The organism is Actinoplanes sp. NPDC051537, from assembly GCF_055586105.1.
This window is the reverse complement of the sequence record NZ_JBVJIU010000008.1, coordinates 113,133-137,422: the sequence shown is the minus strand read 5'-3', so window position 1 is coordinate 137,422 and position 24,290 is coordinate 113,133. Positions and strand designations below refer to the sequence as shown.

The window sequence follows — 24,290 nt, the reverse complement described above, 5'->3', positions numbered from 1 at the left end:
CGGTCGGCGGCGAGAGGAAAGGCCCTCGTCACTCGATCGGTGGTACCCGGTCACCGTAAGCTGCCGGGGGACGGCATTCTGTCGACGGGAGGCTCAATGCAGGAGAACGTCGAGATCCTGCCGGTCGAGGTGGTGGCGCAGGCGTTCCCGGCGCGCCCGGCCGCGCTTCCCGACGTCCGCGACTTCGTCCGCCGGCAGCTCACCGGCTCGACCGTGTCCGACGAGGACATCCGCATCCTCGGCGAGCGGGTGGCCGAGGTGCTGCTCGAGGGCGCCGGCGAGGCCGGCACCATCCAGGTCTCGCTGCGCATCTTCCCGGACGCGGCCGAGGTCGACGTCCTGTTCGCGCCGGAGACGAGTCCGGCCCGCCTCCCGGTGCCGACCTCGCCCGCGACGCGCCCCATCGCCGAGCCCGCGACGCCGCGGGCCGCGCAGTCCTTCGCGGCCTGGCTCCAGGGCCGGCTGCGCGACGAGGGGCTGACCATGGAGGCCGCCGCCCGCCGGCTCGACGTCTCGACCAAGACGATCGGGCGCTGGGTGGCCGGCAGCACCGAGCCGCGGCTGCGCGATCTCTACCGCATCCGGGAGACGTTCGGGGAGCCGTTCCACTGATGGAGACTCCCTACCTGCTCGTCGACGTCGACGTCGCGGTCGAGCAGTACCGGAAGATCGCGGCCGCGTTCGCGGGCACGCCGGTCTACTACGCGATCAAGGCCAACCCCGAGCCGGTCCTGCTGCGCGAGCTGGTCGCGGCCGGCTGCCACTTCGACGTGGCCGGGCGCAACGAGGTCGACCTCTGCCTCGCCGCGGGCGCGTCCCCGGACCGGCTGTCCTTCGGCAACACCATCAAGAAGGCCGAGGACATCGGGTACGCGTACGGGAAAGGTGTCCGTGTCTTCGCCTTCGACAGCCTCGGCGAGCTGGAGAAGCTGGCGGCGAACGCGCCCGGCGCCACGGTGATCTGCCGGGTGCTCGCCTCCAGCAAGGGCGCGTTGTGGCCGCTGAGCCGCAAGTTCGGATGCGCGCCCGAGATGGCGATCGACCTGATCCGGTACGCGGCACGCCATGGCCTCGACCCGGCGGGCGTGTGCTTCCACGTGGGATCGCAGCAGCTCGACCCCGGCCGCTGGGAGCCGAGCATCGCCGAGGCGGCCGGCCTCTTCGCGCGCCTGCGCGAGGACGGCATCGTGCTGCGGCTGCTCAACTGCGGCGGTGGGTTCCCGGTGGACTATCTGGCGCCGGCTCAACCCATCGGGGCGTACGCGTCGGCCATCGCCTCCGCCGTTGATCGGCATTTCCCCGCCCACCGCCCCGATCTGATGATCGAACCGGGCCGGTACATCGCGGCACCCTGCGGCGTCCTGCACACCGAGGTCGTGCTGGTCTCCCGCAAGTCCTACGCGAACGAGCCGCGCTGGGTCTACCTCGACGTGGGCCGGTTCGGCGGCCTGGCCGAGACCGAGGACGAGGCCATCCAATACCGGCTCAGCACGCCGCACGACGGCGCACCGACCGCGCCGGTGATCCTCGCCGGACCGACCTGCGACAGCGTCGACATCCTCTACCAGAACGCCCATTACGAGCTGCCGTTGGCGTTGCGTCCCGGCGATCGCGTGCAGATTCACGGCACCGGCGCCTATACCGCCACATATGCGTCCGTGAGCTTCAACGGTTTTCCACCCTTACGGACTATCGTGGTCCCCCCACGCCTCCCCTGAACGGTCGATTCCACCTAGGTCTATTCGTCAATAACGATGTGCGAACCCCGAGTGAGGATCGAGGTGCGCGCATGACTCTGGTGCTTTACGCGGTTGTCGCGGTGGTGCTCGTCGTTGCCCTCACCGTCGCCCATCGCCGCTCGTCCCGGTGGCGTGACCGGCGCGACCCGATCCTCCGCGACGGCTGGATCTGGTGCCCGTCCTGCCGGGCGACCGGCGAGTTCCGCCACGACCTGATCGTGCCCGGCTCGCGAACCGCCGCGGTCGACGCGTGCCCGACCTGTCACGGCGTGGGCCAGATCCGCCTCGACTCCCACGAATACCTGAATGCCCCGTATGTCCGTGGCATCGACCACCCCGAGTTGAACAACTGGTAAGCGTTCGTACAGTGGGCCGCGTGGTTGAGCGGCTGGATCTGCTGCCCGCCTCCGAGGAGCACGCCTACCGGCTGCTCGTGCGGATGTCCGGGGCAGGCGTGGACGAGCTCGCCGGGCAGGCCGGGATCGGTCTGGACGAGGCGGCCGTCCTGCTGGAGACGTTGCGGCGCAAGGGCCTGGCCTCGGGCGGCCCCACGCTCTACCACGCGCTGCCGCCCGATCTGGCCCTCGGCGAGGTGCTGCTGCGCGAGCAGGAGGCGCTGGAGTCGGCCCGGCAGATGGTCGCGGCGCTCAGCGAGGAGTACCGCTCGAGCACCCGTCGCCGCAGCGTCGAGCACCTGGTCGAGATCGTCGTCGGCGCCGGCCCGCTGCGGGAACGGATCCGCGAGATCCAGGACGGCGCGCGCGACGAGATTCTCTGGTTCTGCCGGGCCAACCCGCTGGCCATGCTGGGCCCGGACAACGCCGAGGAGAACAACGCGCTGACCCGCGGGGTGCGCTACCGGGCGATCTACGAGCGGGAGCTGCTGGAGAAACCGGACGAACTGGCGGGCATCCTCGAGGCGGTCCGGCTCGGCGAGCGGGCGCGCACTCTTCCGGTTCTTCCCGTACGCCTCGCGATAGCCGACCGTGCGCTGGCGCTCTGCCCCCTGGTGCCCGACGATGCCCGTGGCGTGGGCGAGCCGACGGCGGCGCTGATCCGGTCGGGGGAGTTGCTGGGCGCGCTGATCGCCCTGTTCGAGAGCTACTGGGAGCGCGCGACCCCGGTCCAGCCCGACGGCGGGCCCGAGGAGCCGGACCGGCTGCTGCTGTCGCTGGTGGTGGCCGGGATGCCGGACAAGTCGATCGCCACCCACCTCGGCGTGAGCAAGCGGACGGTCCAGCGGCGGCTCGACCGCCTGATGGCCGTGGCCGGCGTGGACAGCCGGCCGGGCCTGGCCTTCCAGGCCGCGCGCCGGGGATGGCTGTAACCACCGATCGGGATCACCGTGGCCGACCCCTTAAAAAGCCCGGCCGCACCGTCGCCGCGCACCCGGCGCCGCCCGCGGGGGCGTGCGGACGACGTCGTCGGTGGGAGGCGTTGTCGCCGGCGCGGGGGTGGTCGCGCGGGCGGGTGCGGCCGGGGTCAGCGGCAGCCCCATGTCGAGATCTCCTCATCGGTGAGCGCGGGGGCAGCGGTACAAATTTTCAGGACATTGACGGTCCGCCAACAGCCCCGGAAATGCCGCCATCGCGCCATGGCGCGAAGTGGACACCGATCGCCCCACTACGGTTGCCCTCATGAACGCCGTTGAAATCCGGCGGGCCGTCGGTCTCGCGCTCGACACTCTCGCCGCGGCCACCGACCGGGACTGGACGTCGACGCCGGCCGGCGGGCTCACCTGGAGCTGCTGGGAAACCGTCGAGCACATGGCCGACGATCTTTTCGCGTACGCGGCCCAGATCGCTCCGGCCAAGCCGTCGGTGACCACCCACGTCCCGTTCGGCTGGCGCCGCGACCGGCCGGACGGCCTGCCGCTGACCGTCTTCGTCGACCCGGCCGACGGACCGGCCGGCCTGCTCCAGGTGCTCGAGGCGTGCGGGGCGATGCTGGCCGCGCTGGTCGAGACCGTCCCGGCCGACCGCATGTCGTTCCACAACTACGGCCCGTCCGACCCGAGCGGCTTTGCGGCCATGGGCGTGGTCGAGGTCCTCGTGCACACGCACGATGTGGCTTCGGGGCTCGATCTCTCGTGGGCGCCGCCGGCCGACCTGTGCGGCCGGGCGCTCGGCCGTCTGTTCCCGGCGGCGCCGGCCGGGTTCGACCCGTGGCCGACGCTGCTGTACTGCACGGGCCGCGCCGACCTCGGCGAGCTGCGCGCGCCGTCGTCGTGGCAATGGACGGCTTAATGCGTCCAGTGGATGAATCGGTCGAAGAGCTCCGTCGGTGAGCCCTCCGGCAGGTCGCATGCCGCGTGGTCGAGCTCCGACCACATGTGGATGGCGAGCGCGACCCGGTCCATCCGGGCGGTCAGGTCGTCGCGGGCCGCATCGCACGGCCACGGGACGGCGCAGTTCCGGCAGCGCCAGGACGGTCGTTCGGGGGAGTGGTCCGACCCGCGGAGCACGACCTCTCCTTCCGTCGTGTCCGCTCATTTTGCGCGCGCATTTTTAGGCGGTCAATTACGGAGGTGGATGGTGTCACCGCAAAGAGTGAACGTGCGGCATTGATCGGGCACAATGCGCGCGTGGACAGTCCGACGTTCGTGCGCTTCCAGCTCGGCGCCCAGTTGCGCCGGCTCCGCGACGAGGCCCGGGTGCCGACCGAGCGCGCCGCCGACGTCATCGAGGTGTCGGCGAGCACGCTGCGGCGCATCGAGTCCGGGCGGGTGGGCATCAAGGGCCCGGCGCTCACGGCGCTGCTCGACCTGTACGGCGTCGGCGACCCCGAGCTGCGCGAGACGCTCCTGTCGATGGCCCGCGAGGGAAAGCAGCGCGGCTGGTGGGCGAAGTTCGGTGACCTGCCGCAGGCCTACCGGCAGTACATCGGGCTCGAGTCGGCGGCCGATCAGATGCAGAACTTCGAGACGATCGTGGTGCCGGGCCTGCTGCAGACCGAGGCCTATGCCCGGGCGATGACCTCTTCGGACGCGCTTCGGCCCACCCCCGAGGGTGTCGAGCAGCGGGTCACCGTACGGATGGAACGCCAGAAGCGGGTCCACGACGGCGGCCTGAAGCTGATCGCCGTGCTCGACGAGGCCGTGCTGCATCGGCAGATCGGCGGCCTGGCCGTCATGCGCGACCAGCTCACGGTGCTGCTCGAGGCGGCCGACCGGTGGAACGTGACGCTTCAGGTCATACCGTTCCGGGAGGGCGCGTACGCGTCGATGCTCTCGTCCTTCGCGATCCTCAGCTTCCCCGACCACGAAGGAGTGGTTTACATCGAAGGCTTGACCGGTGACCTTTACGCTGAGGGTGCTGACGTAGAGCGCTGCACGACCGTCTTCAACGATCTGCGCTCGTCGGCGTTGTCGCCATCCGAGTCAGCTGCGATCATCGCAAGCATTCGCGATGCGCAGCAGCAGCCCTAGGAGTACAGGATGCTCGACCAGAACTGGCGCAAGAGCACGCGCAGCGGCGGCAACGGCCAGTGCGTCGAGGTCCGCCGCGTCGGCGCCACGATCCAGGTCCGTGACAGCAAGGACCGCTCGGGGCCGACGCTTGCCTTCACCCTCGACGAGTGGGCGGCCTTCACCGGCGGCGTGAAGGACGACGAGTTCGCCGTCTCATAAGACCAGCTTCTTTTCGTCCCATAAGATCCGTCTCATAAGACCAGCTTCCGCAGCAGCGCATCGAGCGTGCGTCGCTCCTGCGGCGTGAGCGGTGCGAGCATGTCGCGCTCGTCCCGGTTCTCGGCCGCGGCGTGCCGCTCGAACGCGTCGTAGCCGGCATCGGTCAGCCGCACCTCCACCCGCCGGCGATCGTCGGTGTCGTGCGTGCGCACGATGAGCCCCGCCTCTTCGAGCGGCGCGAGCCGAACCGACAGCGCGCCCCGGGTCAACCCCATCGCGTCCGCGAGCAGCGAGGGGCTGGTCGCGTACGGCTTGCCCAGCCGGCGCAGGTTCAGCACGATCTTGAACTCCCACAACTTGAACCCGCTCCCGGCCAGCGCCCGCTTGCGCGACTGGGTGAGCCGCCGCGACAACGTCGAGAGCCGCACGGTGATCGCCTCGGTGAGCGGGTCCAGCCACGCCAGCTCCCGGCTCCAGACCTCCACATGCGCGTCGACCGGCCCGTCCATGCGGCCCTCCAGGTAGTTTTCTTGTGGATAGTTTTCGGCAAAACTACCGTCGGCGCCATGACAAGCGAAATCGCGGCCGCGGCCATCGACCTGTCCCTCGCCGGACGCTGGACCCGAGCACTGGCGCTGCTCGACGCCGTACCGGAGACGGATCCCGCAATCGCCCTGGCCGCCGCCGAGGTGGCCCTGGAGCAGGACTGGTGGGCAGGCACCGACGGCGCCGGCGAACGAATCACCACCGCCGAGAAGTCCGGCGCGACCGGTTGGCAGCTGGACTTCCTGCGGTTACGCAACGACTACCTGCGACTGATCCACCCACCCGGCGGATCTTTCGAACCGGGCCCGTGGGGCAAGGACCCCGACGCGATCACCGACCTCGAACGCCGCGCCGAAGACCTGCGCCGAACGGCCCCCGATACGGTCGCGGCCGGCTGGGCCGCGATGTATCGGGGCCTGGTAGCCGACAACTTGCGGGCCGACCGAGCCGCCGCCCCGCCCCATTACGAGGCAGCGTTGGCCGCGGCCGCCGGCGACGACTTGCTGGCCCGCGAGGCCTTGCGACACCTGGGCGACCACGACCACGACAACGGCAACCACAAGGCGGCGCTGGCCCGCTGGCAGCAAGCGACCGCTTTGGGCGCCGCCGCCGGAAAGGTGACCGGCACGCTGTCCCAGCAGCTTTTGCTGGCCGTGCTGGCTCGCGACGCGGGCAACGAAGAGGCCGCGCTCGCCCTGGCGACCGAGGTGTCCCGGTGGGCCGATGCGTTGGGGGCGGTCCGCATTCGGGACAATGCGGACGCTTTCCTGACCGGCGTCGATCCCACGGCCGCCCCGGAGGCAGCCGCGGCCGTGCACCCTGTGGATATCGCCCCAGAAATGTCGTAGCCCGGCCGTAACGTGGCCCCACCCAGTTCGGGGTGGGGCTGGGTTCGGGGCGGCGTCCTGTGGATGGCGCGCGGAAATTGTCGTAGGTCGGCGTTAATGTCGCCCCACCCAGTTCGGGTGGGGGTCGGCTTGCGGGGCGGCGGTGCGGACGGCGCGTAGGAATTGCGGCACTTGTGATCGATGTGTGGGTCGGTTCGGTGCATGTGCCGCCAGGGAGGCGGTGTGGGATGTCGTCACCGTTTCGGGCCGGGCGGCGCACGGTTGCATATCCGGCCGTTTTCGCGCCTCTTCTCGGGCGGGATTCGGCAGCGGCGACGGCGGCGAGATAGCGGCGGCCGGAAAAGCGGAAATGTGCGAGCCGGTGGCGAATCGGGTTCCGGCGACCGGGTGGTGGCCACCGGTTCGGCCGACGCCGTCGTCGTCCGCGTGGGCGGCGCGGCGGCCGGCGATGGGTCGACATCCGCCGTGGATGCTGAGGCTGCTTCGGCCGGCGTCGCGGGTGGGGCGGGCGTTGAGGTTGTGGCTGCTGCTTCGGCCGGCGTCGCGGGTGGGGCGGGCGTTGAGGTTGTGGCTGCTGCTTCGGCCGGCGTCGCGAATGTTGCCGGCGTCGATGCCGCGGGTGTCAATTCGGCCTGGGCCGAAGGCGTCACGGTCGCGGTGGGCGTGGGCAGCGTTGCTGGTTGGGCCACTGATGGCTGGGATACCGCAGGCCTGGCAGCGATCGGACTGCGGCTCCCCTCGGCTGCGCGGTCGATGCCGGTCGATGGGGGCGAAGCGCGTTCATCGGCCACGGCCGCCTCGCGGGCCCGGCGCAGACGGGCGGCGTGCCGGTGTGCCAAACCCCACTGCCGGTGCCGCTCATGATCGCGCCGAAATCGGTCACTCACCGGTGACCAGGCGCGAGATCTGCTGCGGTCACGCATCGCGGCCGATTCAGCTGGAGTGAACAATTGAATCTGCCGCATACACAATTTTCCCGCCTTCCGCTGCCGCGCGGTAAGTATTCGATCATGCCATTCGGGAGACCCGCGAGACATTTCCCGAATACGTGATCGGCGCAATTTTCCGGCGTGTCACGAGGCGTGCTCTCGGGGCCGTCGACCGAGGCATCTGCCGGCCCGGGCCTTGTCGCCGACGGTGGGTCGTGCGGATCGAGGATGGGCGTAGCCGGCGAGGACCCGATCCTTTGGCGGCCGCCTGGATGCCCCCTGTGGATTCTCCGCGGAACTGTCGTAGTGCGACGCTAGTGTCGCCCCACCCAGTTCGGGGTGGGCTGAGGTCGCAGCCGAGGGCGGCGCGCGGCGGCACTAGATTGCGCGGCAGGTGTGACGGCACGGGACGCCATGTGACCAATCAGCCCCGCCCTCAGAGCCGGCCGGCCACGAGCGTCGCCGCGCGCCCTGTGGACGGAGTGCGGGAAATTGTCGTAGGCCGGCGCTAACGTGGCCCCACCCAGTTCGGGGTGGGAACAGGCACGCAACGGCCGGGCACGCAACGGCCGGGCACGCAACGGCCGGGCACGCAACGGCCGGGCACGCAACGGCCGGGCACGCAACGGCCGGGCTCGCAACGGCCGGGCTCGCAACGGCCGGGCACGGCGTGCGACAAGGTTGCCAGGGCGAGGCAGCCGACCAAGGGCGAGGCGGCGCAGCCCCGAGAGCACCCAAGACTAGGGTCGATGGTCATGCACAAGATCTCCCGGGCGGAGGCGCGCCGCATTTCGGTTCGGGCTCAACTGCTTGATGCCGCCCGGCCCGACGGGCTTCTCGATGTCGTGCACGGGCTCACGCTTCTTCAGAACGACCCCACCGCGGCGGTCGCTCCCAGCGCGCACCTCGTCTGCTGGAGCCGGATCGGGTCCGCGTACTCGCCGGCCGACCTGACCGCCGCCCTCGCGGGTCGGAGTCTTATCGAGCTTCGCGGGATGATTCGGCCGGCCGAGGATATTGCGCTCTATCGGGCCGAGATGGCCTCCTGGCCGGGCGTCGGGCGGCTGCGGGTCTGGCAGGAGGAAATTCGCGATTGGGTACGCGCGAACGATGCCTGCCGCCGCGACGTGCTGGCCCGGCTCGACGCCGGCGGGCCGCTCTCGATCAAGGAGCTGCCGGACACGTGCGCGGTGCCCTGGCGGTCGAGCGGCTGGAACAACAATCGCAACCTCGACCGTCTCCTCGATCAGATGGTGCAGCGGGGCGAGGTCGCGCTGTCGGGGCGGCGCCGGGGGGAACGGCTCTGGGATCTGGCCGAGCGCGTCTACCCGGACGACCCGGTGGTGCCACTCCAGGAGGCCCTTCGCCAAAGGGACGAGCGTGAGCTGACCGCGATGGGTCTGGTGCGGGGGCGGCCCGAGCAGGTCGAGCCGTTCGTGGGGGAGACGGCCGAGATCGAAGGGGTGCGGGGCAAGTGGCGGGTGGATCCGGCCCAGCTGGACCAGCCGTTCGAGGGGCGGGTCGCGCTGCTGTCCCCGCTCGACCGCCTCGTCTTCGACCGCAAGCGGGCCGCCGAGCTGTTCGAGTTCGACTACCAGCTGGAGATGTACAAGCCGGCGTCGCGGCGGAAGTGGGGCTACTGGGCGCTGCCGATTCTGGACGGTGACCGGCTGGTGGGCAAGGTCGACGCCACCGCCGACCGGAAGGCGGGCGTGCTGCGGGTCGACGCCATCCACGAGGACATCGCCGTCGACGAGGCCGCCGTGGGTCGCGAGCTTGCCGAGCTCGCGGACTGGCTCGGTCTGGAGCCGGTCGGCTCGATCGCCGCCTGACTCTGCCCGTTGTGACATTGACCGTCATAACTTTGTAAACAATGCTAAAGATATGCGGAAGCTCATCATCGGAGTAGTGGCCGCGATAGCGAGTATCACGAGCACGCTCGTCGTGGCGAGCGGCGCCGACGCCGCGCAGACCAGCCTGCGGGCCGCCGATCCCAGCGTGATCCGGATCGGGAGCACGTACATCTCCGCGCAGTCCACCGGCGGCGGCATCTCCGTACGGATGGCCGCGTCCACCGACGCGCTGGCGGGCGCCGCCGCCCGGCAGGTCTGGGCCGACAGCCGTGGGCACGGCGAGGTCTGGGCGCCCGAGATCGTGTACGACTCGGGCCGCTACTACATCTACTTCTCGGCCGGGGCCGGATCCAACCATCGGATGTACGTGATCAGCTCGCCCACCGCGAACGGCGGGTACACGTCCGAGACGCAGCTCGCCCTGCCCGGCGACAAGTGGGCGATCGACGGCACGATGTTCACGTTCAACGGCCAGCGCTGGTTCGTCTGGTCGGGCTGGGCCGGCGACACCAACGTCGAGCAGAACCTCTACCTCGCCCGGATGAGCTCGCCGACCGCACCGACCGGCGCGCGCTACATCATCAGCCAGCCGCGCGAGAGCTGGGAGCGGGTCGTCGGCAACCCGTACATCAACGAGGCGCCGAACCCGATCAAGGACCCGAACGGCCAGCTGCACATCGTGTACTCGGCGAACGGCTCGTGGAGCGACCAGTACTGCCTCGGCGAGGTGCGCCTGCGGGCCGGCGGCGATCCGACGTACGTCTGGGACTGGTACAAGTCGAACGGCTGCCTGTTCGGCTCGAACCGGGCCACGATGATGGCCGGCTGGGACCCGACGCTGTACGTGAACGGGCCCGGCAGCCACAGTTTCGTGCTGCTCAACGGCGACATCGCGACCAGCCCGCCGGCCGGCCCCCGGTTCCCGCTGATGTTCCACGCCGTCCCGAAGGGCACGCCGTACTCGTGGTCGAACCGCTACTGGTACACCGGCACCTTCTGCTGGTGGGGAAACGTCACCTACAGCCGTGCCAATGTGCCGGGCGCCACCACCAGCACGGGTTTCGGTCTGAAGTTCTTCGAGTAGGATGACGCATCCATAGTCATCGATAAGAAGAAAGGCATCCGGGCGGCGTGGGAACGCCCGGGGAGGGTCCCCCATGCGTCGTCCCACGATCATCCTGCTCACCGCCGCGCTGGCAGTCGCCGCGGCAGCGGTCCCCGCGCAAGCGGCCACCACCATCACGGTGGCCGCCGACGGCTCGGGCAACTACACCACCATCCAGGCCGCCCTGGCCAAGGCGGTCTCCGGCGACACGATCTCGGTCAAGGCCGGCACCTACCGCGGCCAGGTCTCGATCCCGGCCTCGAAGTCCGGCATCACGATCAAGGGCGCCACCGGAACGGCCACCGACGTGGTCATCACCGGCAACACGCCCCAGGGGTCGGGCGGCGCATCCGGCAGCGCCACCGTGCTCAACCTGGCCGCGAACACCAGCATCACCGGTCTGACCATCGCCAACACGTACGGCTCGGGGATCCAGGCCCTGGCCCTCTACGCCGGCGGCGATCGGCAGGTCTACCGGAACGTGCGGCTGCTCGGCTACCAGGACACGTTCCTCTCCTGGGGCGGCACCGGCAGCAAGCAGGTCCGGCAGTACGTCTACAAGAGCTACATCGAGGGCGCGGTCGACTTCATCTACGGCAACGGCGCCCTGGTCATCGACAGCTCGACGATCCGCTCGCTCGACCGCGGCAGCAGCAACAACGGCTACATCACGGCGGCGGCGACCAACGCGTCCAACGCGTACGGCATTCTGATCACCCGCTCGACGCTGTCCTCGAGCGCGGCGTCGCAGACCGTCGCCCTCGGCCGCTGCTGGCACGCGGGTGGCGCCGCCGACGCGATCGGCCAGGTGCTGGTCCGCGACTCCGCGCTCGGCGGTCACATCCGGCAGGCCGGGGCCTGGCAGGACATGAGCGGCTTCTCCTGGAAGACGTGCCGGTTCACCGAGTACAACAACTCGGGCGCGGGCAAGACCCAGGGCACGTCGGACCGGCCGCAGATGAGCGCGTCCACCGCGGCCAACTACACCTCGCAGCGGTACCTGGCCGGCGCCGACGGCTGGAATCCCGTACAGCCGTAGCTCCCTAGATGTCCAACGCCGCCTCGATGTTGCGCAGCTGGTGCCGGGCCATCGCGAGATTGGCCCGGTCCTTGCTGAGCGCGAGGTAGAGGAACAGGCCGTGACCCGACCGGGCCTTGAGCGGCCGGATCAGGTGATATTGCGTGTCCAGCGTGACCAGCACGTCCTCGATCTCCTCGTGCAGGCCGAGCATCTCCATCGTGCGCAGCTTGGCCCGGATCACATCGGTGTTGGCCGCCGCGGCGGTGGTGAGGTCGAAGTCCTTGCTGCCGCCGACGGTGCCCAGCGCCATGCCGCTGGTGTGGTCGACGAGCGCGACCCCGATCGCCCCGCTGATCTGCATCGCGTCCTTGAGTGCCACGTCCATCTCGGCCATCACATCTCCCCTCGGTGCTTGTGCGTCGACCATGCATGGCCCGCGCGGACACCGGCCGCACATCAAGTCCGTCGAGATCGACTACGAGCCCTCCGTCGACCGGCGGCGGAAGCCCGCGCTGAGCACGCGCCGCGCTTGCCGGCACGGGACCACGCGAGCGTGTCCGGGCCGTTACTCTGCGATCTGTGTCAATACACGGGGGTCAATATAGGGGCGGGCGCTGGCCGGCCGCGGTCATGGGACTCATCCTGGCTCTGGCGGGCTGCCTCGTTCCCGCCGACATCGCCTCGGCGGCTCCGGGGTCTCCGCCGACCCTGAGCGCACCGTTCGTCACGTTCGTCTATCCCCGCGACACCGCGGCCCGGGTGACCTGGTCGCCGCCCGCCGAGGGCGCCGACAGCGTGGTCCAGTATCGAATCACCGTCTCGCCCGGCGGCCGCGGCGGCACGGTGGACGGCGCCGCGACCGAAACGGTCCTGACCGGGCTCACCAACGGCACGATGTACACCGTCACGGTCGTCGCCATCAACAGCAACGGTGACGGTGACCCGTCGCCGGCGTCCGAGCCGTTCACCCCGCGGGCCGCGGACGTTCCGCTGCCGCCGGCCGGGCTGCTCACCGTCGCCCTCGACGGAGCGGTCGACGTCCAGTGGGTTGCTCCGTCGGACGGCGGCGCCCCGATCACCGGATACCGGGTCACGGCCGAGCCCGGTGGTCACGAGCTCGCCATCGCCGCGGACACCACGGTCGCCCGGCTGACCGGGCTGACGAACGGCACCGCGTACACGATCGGCGTCACGGCTGCCAACCAGGCCGGCGCCGGGCGTGCGGCCGAGGCCGCCGGTGTCGTCCCGGCGGCCGCGCGTCCACCGCTCGCCCCGACGGATCTGCGGGCCGCCGCGGGCGGGACGGGGGCCGTCGACGTGCGGTGGAACGCGCCGGCCGACCCCGGCACCTCGCCGGTCACCGGCTACGTCGTCACCGCCGATCCGGGCGGCCAGACCGTGCGGGTGCCGGCCACCTCGACGCGGATGACCGGCCTCGACCCGGCGACGGACTACCGGTTCTCGGTGGCCGCGGTCAACGACGCCGGCACCGGCCCAGCCGCCCGGACCGCCGACGACGTCCGCCCGATGCTTCGCCTCAAGGCGACGCCCCGGCTGCTGACCTCGGCGGAAACGGCCACCCTGGCCCGGGCCGCCGGTGACACGCTGGAGTTCGCCAACCCGCCGGCCTCGATCACCGCCCTCGCCGGCGGGACCATCCTGGTCGTGCCGGTCACCCCGATCACGCCGCGTGGCCTGCTGGGCACCGTGACCGGGGTTTCGCAGCGCGGCGGCATCGTCACCGTCACGACCCGGGAGACACCCCTCACCAGCGTCTTCGACCAGGCCGATCTCAACTCGTCCACGGACATCGGCGATCAGGACATCCAGGAGGTGGTGTCGGAGTCGCCGGCGATCCGGCGCCGTGAACCCACGATCAAGGGCAAGACCCGCGCCCAGGGCGCCCGGGCCGGTGGGCTCGGCACCGACATCGGCATTCGCGACGGTCACCTCGTGGCCGAGATCGGCCTGTCGATCAACGCGGAGCAGGAGGACGACCCGCTGCACAACGCCGATCGGGTACCGCCGGTGGGCGGCCGGCTGGAGGCGAATCTCGACTTCGCCCCGCACCTGGACAACACCGTGACGATCTCGTCGGGCGATGTGCGGAGTCATCACCTCAACCGCATCGCGTTCAAGGCCGAGCTGCGGGCCAAGGTCGGCGCCATGCGTTCGGCGGAGCGCGAGCTGCCCGGCTTCAAGCTGCGAGCCCGGTGCTTCGACATCCAGGCGGGCCCGGTGCCGATCGTGCTCTGCCTGGAGCTGAACGTCCGGCCGAAGATCGAGGTCGACGGCTCGCTGGGCATCACCGCCGCGCTCAGCTTCGGCCGGATCGTCGGCGCCGAGATGTCGACCGCCAACGGCGTCGTCGACGAGGTGCACGGCATCAACGACTCGTTCGTCCCGGCCCGGCACGACGTCGACGCGTACGCCGACGGGAACCTGACGATCTCGCTGCCGGTGGAGAGCACCGTCTACTTCTACAACGTCGCCGGACCGGGTCTCGTCGTCCGGCCGTACACGCAGCTCAAACTGGACACCACCCAGGACCCGTGGTGGGAGCTGCGACTCGGCGTCACCGTCGGCGTCTTCCTGCGCAGCCGCGAGTTCTTCGGCAAGAAGATCGATTTCAGCAAGGAGGATCTCGCCAACTTCTTCGTGACGGTGGCGCAGGCGGACGGTCCCTTCCTCGGCCTGATGATCGATCCGGGCGAGATCGACGTGCTGCCCGGCCAGACCGCGACCTTCACCGCGAGCGGCGCCGGACTGCCGGAGACGCCCCGCGTGCGGTGGCGGATGATCTCCGGGCCGGGCGACATCGCCGCCGACGGCACGTTCCGCTCGGCGCTGGCCGGCACCGCGGTGATCGAGGCGGTGAGCGACCCGACGACGTGGCATCGCGAGCTGCGACAACGTGCCGTCGTCAACATCACCGGCGCGACCCGCCCGGGCGTGCCGCAACAACCGCACGCCGCGCCGCGACCCCTCGCCGCGCAGGTCACCTGGCAACCGCCGGTCACCGACGGGCGATCCGCGATCACCCGGTACGCCGTCGTGCCCATCCCGGCCGGCCCGGTCACCTATGTTCCCGGCACGCAGACGAGCGCCACCGTGACCGGCCTGACGCCGGACCTGCCGTACCGGTTCCAGGTGTACGCCATCAACGCCGTCGGCCAGAGCGGCGCCTCCGTCGCCACCGACGCGGTCAGCCCGCTCGTGGGGGTCCGCCCGAAGGGCGACGTCTACAACATCGCCGTCGACGCCGACGGCCGGCCGAACACCACCCACATCTACGACTCGACGCTGTCCGGCGACGGCCGCTACGTTTTCTTCCTGCTCAGCACCAACGACGCCATCGCGCCGCCGGAGGTGCGCGAGGGCGACGACAACGTCCCGGACAGCCCCGTCCACGGCTCCGGCTACGTCCTGGTCCGCAAGGACCGGGTCACCGGGGAGCTCATCGTCGTGTCCCGCGGCGTCGACGGGCACACCCCGGTCTCGGCCGACCTGACCGGCGCCGACCGGGTGGCCGACGTCAGCTACGACGGCAACCGGGTCCTGTTCTACAACGAGACCTGGGAGGGCGACGACTATCGCACCCGCGTCCTGATGCACGACGTCACCGCCGGGCAGACCGTGGTCGTCAACGAGGGCTTCTTCGACGACGTGGACCGGGTCGTCCTGCTCCGCAACGGGGGCGGCGCGATCGTCCTCGGTCATGAGGCCGGCGGGGACGGCTGGGGAAACCGCATCTACGTCATCGACGCCGCCGGATCGACCCCGAGACCGATGCTCTGTCCGGCCGAACTGTGCGGTGCGTGGACCGGGCCCGACGCGGGAACGGAGTTCGCGGCCGACCAGAACGGCGCCGCGATCCTCTACAACAGCTCCTACGCGAACGGCGACCTCCTCCGCTACGACATCGGGTCCGGCGCCACCACCGATCTCACCCCGCATTACCAGCCCAGCTGGGTGTGGTCGGCCGTCAGCGATCCGGTCATCTCCCGCGACGGCGCCTACCTGGCCGCGTACGGCGAGCACTACGGCACCACGGAGGCCGACGAGTGGCACGGCGTGGTCCGCGCGCCGGTCGGCACCGGACCGATCGAGCGGGGCGACCTCGTTCACCCGGATGTCTGGAGCAACTGGGTGCGGCCCTTCGGCATCAGCGAGGACGGCCGGCTGATCGGTTACACCACCGAGGTGACCGGCTCGGACGTACCGAACCAGGGCCTTCAGCAACTCATGCTGTACGACACCGCGACCGGTGAGGAGTTCTCGGTGGCGAGTGGAACGGACCTCTTCGCCTGGGACATCAAGCTCGCCGACAACCCGACGATCCTCATCTGGCAGCGGGAGGGCAGCGACGCCATCTGGGCCCAGGACCTCGGCGGCTGAGCGCGTGGCACAGTTGGCTCGTGAGTGAGTGGGCCGACTGGCGCCGAGACGCGTTCGGCGATCCCTATCTGGTCTGGCACGACGGGCCCGACTTCACCGAGATGCTGGACCGCGCCCGCACCGACGCCCCCACCGTGATCCGCATGCTGCGCGCCGGGCTGGCCGAGGGCGATCCGCTGGCCGCGCAGGGGTTCGCCGAGCTGGCCAACGCCGGCCGCGCCCCGACCGACGCGGTCGACGTGCTGCGCGCCGCGACCGCCGACGCGCGCGGCGAGCTGCTGATCCGGGTGGCGCAGGCGCTCTTCGCGCTGACCCGCGACCCGGCCTGGGCCGACCCGGTCGCTCGCGTGCTGCGCACCGACGGCTCCGAGTTCGTCCGGCTCGACGCCGCGATGGCGCTGGCCGGCTTCCCCGCCACCCGGGCGCTCGCCGCCGCGGCGGCCCGCGCGGTGCGTGAGGACCCGGCCTATCTGGTCCGCTTCCACGCCGCCAACACGCTGATCCGGTACGCCGGGGGCCGTGGCGACATCAGCGAACGACCGGAGCTGTTCGCCAAGCTGGCGGGTGAGGATCCGGCGGGGTGGAGCGCGGCGGCCGAAGCGCTCGCAGGCTAGCCACGGCCCGGTCGACGTCGTCGGCGGTGTTGTAGAGGGCGAAGCTCAGCCGGCAACTGGCCGGCGGGTCGAGGTCCAGCGCGTGGTGGGCCAGCGTCGCGCAGTGGCAGCCGGCCCGCGACTCGACGCCCTGGCGGTCGAGCGCCTGCGCCACGGCGAACGGGCTCAGGCCGTCGATGGTGAAAGCAACCAGCGGCGTGCGGTGCTCCGGCCCGTACGTCCGCAAGCCGTTGATCTCCCGTAGGCCGGCCATGCAGCGAGCCGTCAGCTCCGCGGTGTGCCGGCCCACCCGGGCCATCGTCTCCTCGATCGCGACGCGCGGCAGCGGGCCCCAGCCCTCGAAGAACGCGGTGGGCAGGACGAGGTCGACGAGCAGCCGCAACGCCTGGGCGGAGACGATCACCCCGAGGACGTTGGGGGTGCCGGCCGCGTATTTCCAGGGCAGGTCGTTCCAGGCGACGCTGGTCGGCGTGACGCCGCCCTCGGCGATCATGTCGCCGCCGTAGAGGAACGGGAGCGCGTGGTCGAGCAGGTGCTCCTTGGCGTAGAGGACGCCGACGCCGAACGGGGCCAGCATCTTGTGGAACGAGAACGCCAGGTAGTCGACGTCCAGGGCCCGCACGTCGACCGCGGTGGTCGGCACCAGCTGGGCGCCGTCGACCAGCAGCAACGCGCGGCGCTCGCCGGTGGGCTGGGGATAGCCGCCGGCATCCGCCAGCCGGCGCACGACCGACAAATCCGGTTTGGAGCCGAAAAAGTTGGAAGCGCCGGTGCAGCACACCAGCTTCGTGCGTTCGTCGATCAATGAAGCCAGGTGATCAAGGTCGAGCGAACCGTCAGGAAGAAAGCGCGCCAACCGGCACTCCACCCGGCGGCCGAAGCGCGGCAGGATCTCGCGGCAGAGTGCGTGCCAGGGCACGTAGTTCGAGTTGTGCTCGAGCATCGTGGTGACCACGTTGTCGCCGTCTTTGAAATCGACCATCAGCGAGTACATGACCGCATTGATCGCCTCGGTGGTGTTGCGGTAGGTCGCGATGCACCGGCGCGACGGCGCGTTCACCCACGAGGCGATCGTGTCGTAGGCGGACTCGAACATGGCGGTGGTTCGCCGGGAGGCCGCCGACTGACCACGGTGGACGTTCTCGTACCACGGGGTCAGCCGGCGGAACAGGTCGATCAGCTCGCGGGGCGGCTGGGTGCTCGCCGCGTTGTTGGTGACCACCCGGCCGGCCGCCGGGAAGTCGAAGTGTGCGCGGATGCGCTCGACGTCGAGGGCGGTCATCGCCGTTTCCAGGCGCCGATCATGAGCGGCCACAGCATCGGGCGGTCCGGGTCGCTGCGCACGTCCTCGTCCAGCGCCACCAGGGCTTCCTCGGCCGCCTCGGCGGTCGTGACGCCGTGCGCGATCGCCGCCGGCAGGATGCTGCGGAACGTGTTCTCCAGGATCACCCGGCCGGTGCCGAGCGGGTCGATCCGGCCGGCCACGTCGGTGCCGTCCGGCTCGCCGATGCCGGCCTCGGCGAAGAGCGTCGGCAGACGGCCGCCGGCGGCGACGTCGCAGCCCGCCGCCTCGAAGGTGTCCATGATCATGCGGCCCACGTGATCGGTGGGCGCCGACGGCGGGAACAGCGTGACCACGTCCATGTCGTAGTCCTGCACCAGCAGGTGGCCGCCGGGCGCGACGGCGTCCCACAGCCGCCGCAGCACGGCGACCCGCTCCGGCAGGTGGAACAAGAGCAGACGGGCGAACACCAGGTCGTACGGTCCACCCGGCAGTTCCTGGTCGGGCCGGATCCGGTGGGCGAGGACCGTGCACTGCCGCTGCCCCGACTCGTGCAGCATCTCCCGGGCGCTGCCCGCGAGCGCGGCGTCGGCGTCGATGCCGGTCACCCGGCCCGCGGGCCCGACCCGCAACGCCAGCAGCCGCATGGTCTCGCCCGGCCCGCACCCCGCGTCCAGGCAGCGGGCGCCCTCGGCGAGCCCGATCCGGTCCAGCAGGCGGCCGGTGGCGGCCTCCCACACCCGGGCCTGGGCCCGCAACCGCTCGTATTCCTCCGGTGCGCGCCGCAGCGCGTACTCCGTGGTCGTCGTCGTCATGTCCTGATGCTGGGCCGTCCGGGCGCCACGATGAATCGTGGATCCGACCACGAGGTTTTCCGACAGCGCGCGCGGGCCTACCGTCAGGGGATGCCTCGCGTGCTGCTCCAGCGCGACGCCGAGATGGCCGCCCTCGGCCGTCGGCTCGGTGCGGTGCGCGTCGGAACCGGTCGCCTGATCCTGGTCGAGGGGCCGGCCGGCATCGGCAAGTCGAGCCTGATCGCCGCCACCGCCGCCGCGGCCGCCGCCGACGGGATGCGAGTGCTGCGCGCGTGGGGCGGCCCGCTTGAGCACGACGCCGGCTGGGGGATCGCCCGGCAGCTGTTCGCCCCGTTGCGCGGCGGCGACGAGTGGGCGCCGCTGACCGTCGGCGCCGCGGCCCTGGCCCGGCGCGCGCTCGACGGCGAGGGCGCCGCGCCCGCCCTCGACGGCGACGCCATGCACGCGGCGGCGCACGGCCTGGTCTGGCTCGCGTGCGGGCTGGCCGAGCGCGGCCCGGCGCTGCTCGTGGTCGACGACGTGCACTGGGCCGACGCGCCCTCGCTGCGCTGGCTCATCCAGCTCGTCCGGCAGATCGCCGACCTGCGCCTCGGCCTGCTCTGCGCGGTCCGCTCGGGCGAGCCGCCGGCCGAGCCGGGACTGCTCGCCGACCTGCTGGCGGCCGCGCCCGACCCGCCGGTGCGACCGGCGCCGCTCGGCCCGGCCGCGGTCGAGTCGGTCGTGGACGACCGGCTGCCCGGCGCTGAGCCCGGCTTCGCGGACGCCTGCCACGCCGCGACCGCCGGCAACCCGTTCCTGCTCGGCGCCCTGCTCGACCACCTCGCCGCCGAACAGGCCGCCCCGACCGCCGAGGTGGCGGCGCGGCTCAGCACGTTCGGTCCCGAGCAGGTCGCCCGGGTCATCGAGCGGCAGCTGGCCCGCCTGCCGGCCGGCGCCGGAGCCCTGGCCCGGGCCTTCGCCGTGCTCGGCCGGGACGCGCCGCTGCGGCACGCCGCCGAGCTGGCCGGGCTGAGCCGGGTCGAGGCCGGGCGGCTGGCCGACCGGCTGCGGGCGGCGGGCGTGCTCGGCGACGGCGAGCTGGCGCACCCGCTCGTGGCCGGCGCGCTCTACCAGGGGTTGCCGCCGGGGGAGCGGGCGCTGTGGCACGGCCGGGCGGCGGCGATCCTGGACCGCGACCGGGCCGGGCCCGAGGCGGTCGCCCCGCATCTGCTGCGCAGCGAGCCGGGCCGGAACGCGGCGACGGTGGCGACGCTGCGGGCCGCGGCCGAGCGCGCGAGCCAACGGGGAGCGCCGGAGAACGCCGAGGCGTTCCTGCGGCGGGCGCTGGACGAGCCGCCGCCCGACCCGGCCGACGAGGCCGAGGTGCGGTGCCGGCTCGGGCTGGTGGTCGCCGCGCAGGTGGCGCCGGGCGCGCTCGGGCTGCTCGACGCGGCCGTGGAGCTCGCCGCCGACGCCGGGCAGCGGGCGCGGATCGCCCTGGACAGCGCCCGGGCGCTGGGCATGGCGGGCTACTTCGAGGACGCGATCCGGCTGTGCCGCCTCGGCCTGGTTCACTCGACCGATGCTGACCCCGGCGTGTTGACCAAGCTGGAGGCCGAGCTGGTCGGCAACTCCTGCCTGCTGGCGACCGGGATAGCCGAGGCGCACGAACTGGTCCGGCGCGCGGCCTTCCCCGACCTGCCGCTGTGGCGGATCTGCCGGGCCTGGGAGGCGCTCAGCGAAACCGTCCCGGCTGCCGAGTGCCGCGAGCTGCTGGTCACCCCGCTACCGCCCGAGGACCAGGACTCGATCCTGGCCACCTTCGCCAAGTTCACCCTCATCGCGTACGGGGAGATCGAGCTCGCCCGGGAGCGGTGCACCGCGCTGATCGACCTGGCCCGTCCCCGCGGTTGGCGGATAGCGCTGGCGCACGGCAGTTTCCTGCGCGCGATGGCCGACATCCAGGCCGGCCGGATCCGCGACGCCGAGGCCGACGCCCGGCTCGCCTACGACTTCAAGCGGCTCAACAGCCCGCCGCCGGCCCTGATCTGGTCGATCTTCCCACTCGCCGAGGCGCTGACCGAGCTGGACGAGCTCGACGCGGCCGACGAGGTGCTGGCGACGGTCACCGAGCTGCCGCCCGGCGCGATCACCACCGGCCTGCTGCTGGAGCGCCGCGCCCGGCTGCGGCTGGCCCAGCACCGGCCGGCCGAGGCGCACGCCGACCTGACCGCCGCCGCCGGCACGTGGAAGCTGCTCGACCTGCGGCACGTGGGGATGGCCGGCTGGCGGGTCGACGACTGCCGGGCGCTGGTCGCGCTGGGTGAGCCGGCCACGGCCCGGCTTCTGGCCGAGGAGCACCTCGCGATCGCCGGCCGGCTCGGCCTGCCCGGTCCGCGCGCCGCCGGCCTGCGGGCGCTGGCCGGGACGCTCGGCCACGACGAGGCGCTCGGCCCGCTGCGCGAGGCGGTCGCCCTGCTCGCCGGCACGCCGTTCCGGCTCGAGGAGGTGCGCGCGCTGGTCGAGCTCGGCGCCACGCTGCGCCGGGCCAACCACCGGGCGGCCGCCCGCGAGCCGCTCGGCCGGGCGCTGGCGCTGGCCGAGGCGGGCGGCATGCGGCTGCTGGCCCGCCGTTGCCGGGACGAGCTGCGGGCGGCCGGGGCCCGGCCGCGGCGGACCGCCGACTCGCTGACCCCGGCCGAGCACCAGGTCGCCACGCTGGCCGCGAGCGGGCTGAGCAACCGGGAGATCGCCCAGCAGCTCTTCGTGACCCGGCGGACGGTGGAGACCCACCTGACGCACGTCTTCCAGAAGCTCGGCTGCGAGTCGCGGGCCGACCTCAGGGCGCCTCGGCCGGGGCGATCGCCAGTAGCGAGATGATCGCCAGGCCGCGCTGGGCGAAGTCGTTGGTGGCGAAGTCGGCGGCCGTCGGGATCTCCTGCACTTCGGTGGCCACGACGTTGCCGCCGACCGTTACCGGGGCCGGCCAGGGCTTGCCGGCCGGGTCGTTGGTGAACTGGTCCCAGCCGCGCTTGCGCAGGGTCGGGTCGCTCAGTTGCTCGCCGGCCCAGGCGGTCACTCGGGAGTAGATGGTCGGGAAGGCGCCCGGGTTGAAGTCGAAGCCGAAGTGCGCGATCTTCTCGGCGCTGGGCGCCTGCACGTACCTGGCGAATTCCAGAAATTTCGCCTGGAACGCCGGAGCATCGACCAGCGAGAGTGCCTCCCACAAGATCTGCTCGCCGGCGAAGGCCATCGCCAGGTTGTATCCGCCTGTGTAGTCACCCTTGTTGAAATTGACTAAATGCCCCGTAGCCGGATCGAAGCCGACCGCGCCGCCGGCCTCGCCGGTGAACAGCCCGGCGGCAAATCCAGAAATATCGGCCATGCCGGTGAGGATCCGATCCCGCCACCGCGTGTCCCCGGTCCGCTCCCACTCGGTGAGCCAGTTGCTGACCAGGGCGTACCAGTCGGGCCCGATCCGCAGGCGGGTCGGCGCGATCGTCTGCGGCGGCAGCACCTCGCGCAGCGGCTCCACGGTCAGCAGCGTCCGGTCGGCCTGCAGCGACGACCGGATCAGATCCCCGAGCAGCTCGTCCGCGGTCAGGTAGTACGCGAACCGCTTCGTGAACGACTCGCCGATCCGCACCTCCTTGGCGCCGTCACCCCAGTGCGAGACGTTGTGCCGCGAACCGAGCCCCGCGAACCGGCCGGTGTGGTGCGTGTCGACCTCGCTGACGTGCCGGGTCATCGCCCGGGCCAGCCGGAACTGCGCGGGCCGGCCCGAGCGCAGGAACGCGTACCAGAGCAGGGCGTCGCTCCCCAGCTCGCCGTTGTCCCACGCGTAGCCGCCGACGTCGTACCGCCACTCGTGCCGGTCGAGGTCGTAGGTGTGCATGACGTCGCCGAAGTTCCAGAACCCGAACCACTGCCGCTGCTCGGCCTGCCCGGCGTAGAACGCGATCTCGTTCTCCAGCGCGGTCTCCAGGGCGGCGCGGGCCGGGGTGCTGCGGTCGGGCAGGCTCCAGCGCCCGAAGACGCCGGCCGCGTGGTACCACTCGGGGGCGGCGACCACCTGCGGGGGAGCGGTGAGTGCGGCCCCGAGCGCCACGATGCGATCTCTTGCGGGCGTACGGTCGAGAGCCCACAGAATCAGCTCGGTCGAGCCGACGATGCCCTCCGGCGTGCTGAACCCCTCCTGCACGTCCTCGTAGGCGAGATCCAGGCCGTGCGCCGTGGTGTCGTAGTGCCGCAGATCCATCGCCGGGGCGTGCGGCGACCACGACCAGAGCGTGACCTGAGCGGTGGCGCCGGCCGCGCCGCGGATGTCGAGCGCCCGCGGGAACCGCTGCCAGAAGTCGGTGAGGCCGAACCCGAGCCCGCCCGACGCCCCGCCGCAGTACCCGAACCCGTTCGCCCGCCGGCCCCGGCCCGCGTGCGGCAGCCAGGCGCCGTTCCCCGACGTGCGCTTCGCGACCGTGAACTGCTCGGGCGAGTCCTGCGTGAGGCGGAAGTCGTTCCACTCGGCCAGCTGCTGATAGCCGGCGCTGACCTGGGGGTTCCACTGCGCGACCGGGGGCGTCGCGGTGCCCTGGACCTGGGCGGTGTTGACCGCCGCGCCCGGGTCGCGCCGCAGCCCGGTGAGCACCCGCACCGGTTCGCCCCAGACGCCGCCACCGGTCACGCCGAAGCGCACGTGGCGGTCGTACGTCTCGTCGGTCATCGGCACGTCGAGGCGCACGCCGAGCCCCCGCACGAAGTCCCGCGCCGGGTCCGCGTCCCAGGTGAAGCTGTGCACGAGCCGGACCGCCTCGCCCGCGGCCAGGTAGACGCGCAGGGTCCAGGGCAGGATGCGGCGGCTGCCGCGGCGGTAGGCGCCGGTGAGCTTGACGACGGCGCGGACCGGGCCGTTCCGCTCGACGGTGGCGTGCTCGATGGTGGCGCGGTAGGCCGACCGGTTCGGGGTGCCGCTCTCGTCGTCGGGGCGGTCCTGGAGGTCGAGGACGAGGCGGCCGTTGCCGGCGGTGCGACGGCCGGCGCGGCGGATCTCGCGGATCGGGACGTCGCCGCGGGTGGCCAGGCGGACCTCGAGCACGCCATTGGTCAGCACCAGGTCGCTGCCGTCGCGGCGTACGGAAACCGTGTTTTGGGGTGTCGCCGGCGTGCCCGGCGCCAGCCGGTACCCGGACGCCTCGCCGCCCGCGCCGATCGCGTGTCCCGTCCACTTGAGGCTGCCGTCGGGCCAGTAGGCGAGCGGCCAGGACTGGACCGGAACCGGGGTGCCGTCGGTGGTCTCGAGCGCCAGCTTCGTGCCCTTCGTGAGGGCGCCGCGCGGCCAGGGAACGCCCCAGGCCGTGCCCGTGGTCTCGGCCGGCGTCCCGTCCAGCCAGTGCAGGTCGACGGCCGGATCGTCCTGGTCGGCGAGGTTCAGGGGCGGCGCGGCCGCCGCGGCCAGGGTGCTTGCGAGCAGGGTGCGGCGGGTGAGCGGTGGTGTCATGAGCTTTAGCCGTACGCGTCGCCGATGATCCATGTCAAT

20 protein-coding genes are annotated in these 24,290 nt (G+C 71.8%); 14 read left to right on the top strand and 6 right to left on the bottom strand.

Features of this window, described 5'->3' with window-relative positions:
* Positions 1-96: 96 nt before the first annotated feature.
* The 5 genes from ACZ6TB_RS20900 (at position 97) to ACZ6TB_RS20880 (ending at position 3,985) form a co-directional block, all read left to right on the top strand.
* Positions 97-612, top strand: a complete 516-nt coding sequence (locus tag ACZ6TB_RS20900) for a helix-turn-helix domain-containing protein (protein WP_465556195.1) — start codon at positions 97-99, stop codon at positions 610-612.
* Positions 612-1,718: a type III PLP-dependent enzyme gene (locus ACZ6TB_RS20895; protein WP_465556194.1), complete on the top strand. Its 1,107-nt coding sequence runs from the start codon at positions 612-614 to the stop codon at positions 1,716-1,718. The genes ACZ6TB_RS20900 and ACZ6TB_RS20895 overlap by 1 nt, the downstream gene beginning before the upstream one ends.
* Positions 1,719-1,789: 71 nt before the next feature.
* Positions 1,790-2,095 (top strand): hypothetical protein, encoded by a 306-nt coding sequence (locus ACZ6TB_RS20890; RefSeq protein ID WP_465556193.1) that lies wholly within the window; start codon positions 1,790-1,792, stop codon positions 2,093-2,095.
* 20 nt (positions 2,096-2,115) lie between these two features.
* On the top strand, positions 2,116-3,066 hold the full coding sequence (locus tag ACZ6TB_RS20885; RefSeq protein ID WP_465556192.1) for a helix-turn-helix domain-containing protein: 951 nt from the start codon (positions 2,116-2,118) through the stop codon (positions 3,064-3,066).
* A 310-nt stretch (positions 3,067-3,376) separates the two neighbouring features.
* Positions 3,377-3,985 (top strand): hypothetical protein, encoded by a 609-nt coding sequence (locus ACZ6TB_RS20880; protein WP_465556191.1) that lies wholly within the window; start codon positions 3,377-3,379, stop codon positions 3,983-3,985.
* On the opposite strand, the gene ACZ6TB_RS20875 is transcribed toward ACZ6TB_RS20880, so the two are convergent.
* Positions 3,982-4,203: a hypothetical protein gene (locus tag ACZ6TB_RS20875; protein WP_465556190.1), complete on the bottom strand. Its 222-nt coding sequence runs from the start codon at positions 4,201-4,203 to the stop codon at positions 3,982-3,984. The two genes, ACZ6TB_RS20880 and ACZ6TB_RS20875, sit on opposite strands and share 4 nt — an antisense overlap.
* Positions 4,204-4,323: 120 nt before the next feature.
* Between ACZ6TB_RS20875 and ACZ6TB_RS20870 the strand changes: the two genes are divergently transcribed.
* Positions 4,324-5,166 (top strand): helix-turn-helix domain-containing protein, encoded by an 843-nt coding sequence (locus ACZ6TB_RS20870; RefSeq protein WP_465556189.1) that lies wholly within the window; start codon positions 4,324-4,326, stop codon positions 5,164-5,166.
* A 9-nt stretch (positions 5,167-5,175) separates the two neighbouring features.
* On the top strand, positions 5,176-5,367 hold the full coding sequence (locus ACZ6TB_RS20865; RefSeq protein WP_465556188.1) for a DUF397 domain-containing protein: 192 nt from the start codon (positions 5,176-5,178) through the stop codon (positions 5,365-5,367).
* Positions 5,368-5,399: 32 nt separating this feature from the next.
* Here the strand turns inward: ACZ6TB_RS20865 and ACZ6TB_RS20860 are convergent, their stop codons facing one another.
* The gene (locus ACZ6TB_RS20860; protein WP_465556187.1) at positions 5,400-5,876 is read right to left on the bottom strand and encodes a MarR family winged helix-turn-helix transcriptional regulator; all 477 of its coding nucleotides are present in this window, start codon (positions 5,874-5,876) and stop codon (positions 5,400-5,402) included.
* Here ACZ6TB_RS20860 and ACZ6TB_RS20855 point away from each other — a divergent pair.
* From ACZ6TB_RS20855 to ACZ6TB_RS20840, 4 genes are all read left to right on the top strand, one after another.
* Positions 5,853-6,761 (top strand): hypothetical protein, encoded by a 909-nt coding sequence (locus ACZ6TB_RS20855; protein WP_465556186.1) that lies wholly within the window; start codon positions 5,853-5,855, stop codon positions 6,759-6,761. The genes ACZ6TB_RS20860 and ACZ6TB_RS20855 overlap by 24 nt on opposite strands.
* Positions 6,762-8,445: 1,684 nt before the next feature.
* Positions 8,446-9,522, top strand: a complete 1,077-nt coding sequence (locus ACZ6TB_RS20850) for a DNA glycosylase AlkZ-like family protein (RefSeq protein WP_465556185.1) — start codon at positions 8,446-8,448, stop codon at positions 9,520-9,522.
* A 52-nt stretch (positions 9,523-9,574) separates the two neighbouring features.
* On the top strand, positions 9,575-10,627 hold the full coding sequence (locus tag ACZ6TB_RS20845) for a glycoside hydrolase family 43 protein (RefSeq protein WP_465556184.1): 1,053 nt from the start codon (positions 9,575-9,577) through the stop codon (positions 10,625-10,627).
* Between the two features lie 73 nt (positions 10,628-10,700).
* Entirely contained in the window at positions 10,701-11,687 is a 987-nt protein-coding gene (locus ACZ6TB_RS20840; RefSeq protein ID WP_465556183.1) for a pectinesterase family protein, read from the top strand.
* Positions 11,688-11,691: 4 nt separating this feature from the next.
* Here the strand turns inward: ACZ6TB_RS20840 and ACZ6TB_RS20835 are convergent, their stop codons facing one another.
* A complete protein-coding gene (locus ACZ6TB_RS20835) occupies positions 11,692-12,063 on the bottom strand; it encodes a hypothetical protein (RefSeq protein WP_465556182.1) in 372 nt (123 codons plus the stop codon).
* Positions 12,064-12,299: 236 nt separating this feature from the next.
* Between ACZ6TB_RS20835 and ACZ6TB_RS20830 the strand changes: the two genes are divergently transcribed.
* Both ACZ6TB_RS20830 and ACZ6TB_RS20825 read left to right on the top strand, forming a co-directional pair.
* Positions 12,300-16,067, top strand: a complete 3,768-nt coding sequence (locus ACZ6TB_RS20830; protein WP_465556181.1) for a fibronectin type III domain-containing protein — start codon at positions 12,300-12,302, stop codon at positions 16,065-16,067.
* 20 nt (positions 16,068-16,087) lie between these two features.
* On the top strand, positions 16,088-16,681 hold the full coding sequence (locus ACZ6TB_RS20825) for a hypothetical protein (protein ID WP_465556180.1): 594 nt from the start codon (positions 16,088-16,090) through the stop codon (positions 16,679-16,681).
* Here the strand turns inward: ACZ6TB_RS20825 and ACZ6TB_RS20820 are convergent.
* Both ACZ6TB_RS20820 and ACZ6TB_RS20815 read right to left on the bottom strand, forming a co-directional pair.
* Complete coding sequence (locus ACZ6TB_RS20820) at positions 16,596-17,963, bottom strand: aminotransferase class V-fold PLP-dependent enzyme (RefSeq protein ID WP_465556179.1); 1,368 nt, start codon at positions 17,961-17,963, stop codon at positions 16,596-16,598. The two genes, ACZ6TB_RS20825 and ACZ6TB_RS20820, sit on opposite strands and share 86 nt — an antisense overlap.
* Positions 17,960-18,778 carry a class I SAM-dependent methyltransferase gene (locus tag ACZ6TB_RS20815; protein WP_465556178.1) on the bottom strand — a complete coding sequence of 273 codons (819 nt, stop codon included), beginning with the start codon at positions 18,776-18,778 and terminating at the stop codon, positions 17,960-17,962. Before ACZ6TB_RS20815 ends, ACZ6TB_RS20820 begins: the two co-directional genes overlap by 4 nt.
* 90 nt (positions 18,779-18,868) lie before the next feature.
* Between ACZ6TB_RS20815 and ACZ6TB_RS20810 the strand changes: the two genes are divergently transcribed.
* A complete protein-coding gene (locus ACZ6TB_RS20810) occupies positions 18,869-21,637 on the top strand; it encodes an ATP-binding protein (RefSeq protein WP_465556177.1) in 2,769 nt (922 codons plus the stop codon).
* On the opposite strand, the gene ACZ6TB_RS20805 is transcribed toward ACZ6TB_RS20810, so the two are convergent.
* Entirely contained in the window at positions 21,597-24,251 is a 2,655-nt protein-coding gene (locus tag ACZ6TB_RS20805; RefSeq protein WP_465556176.1) for an exo-rhamnogalacturonan lyase family protein, read from the bottom strand. The two genes, ACZ6TB_RS20810 and ACZ6TB_RS20805, sit on opposite strands and share 41 nt — an antisense overlap.
* Positions 24,252-24,290: the final 39 nt, after the last annotated feature.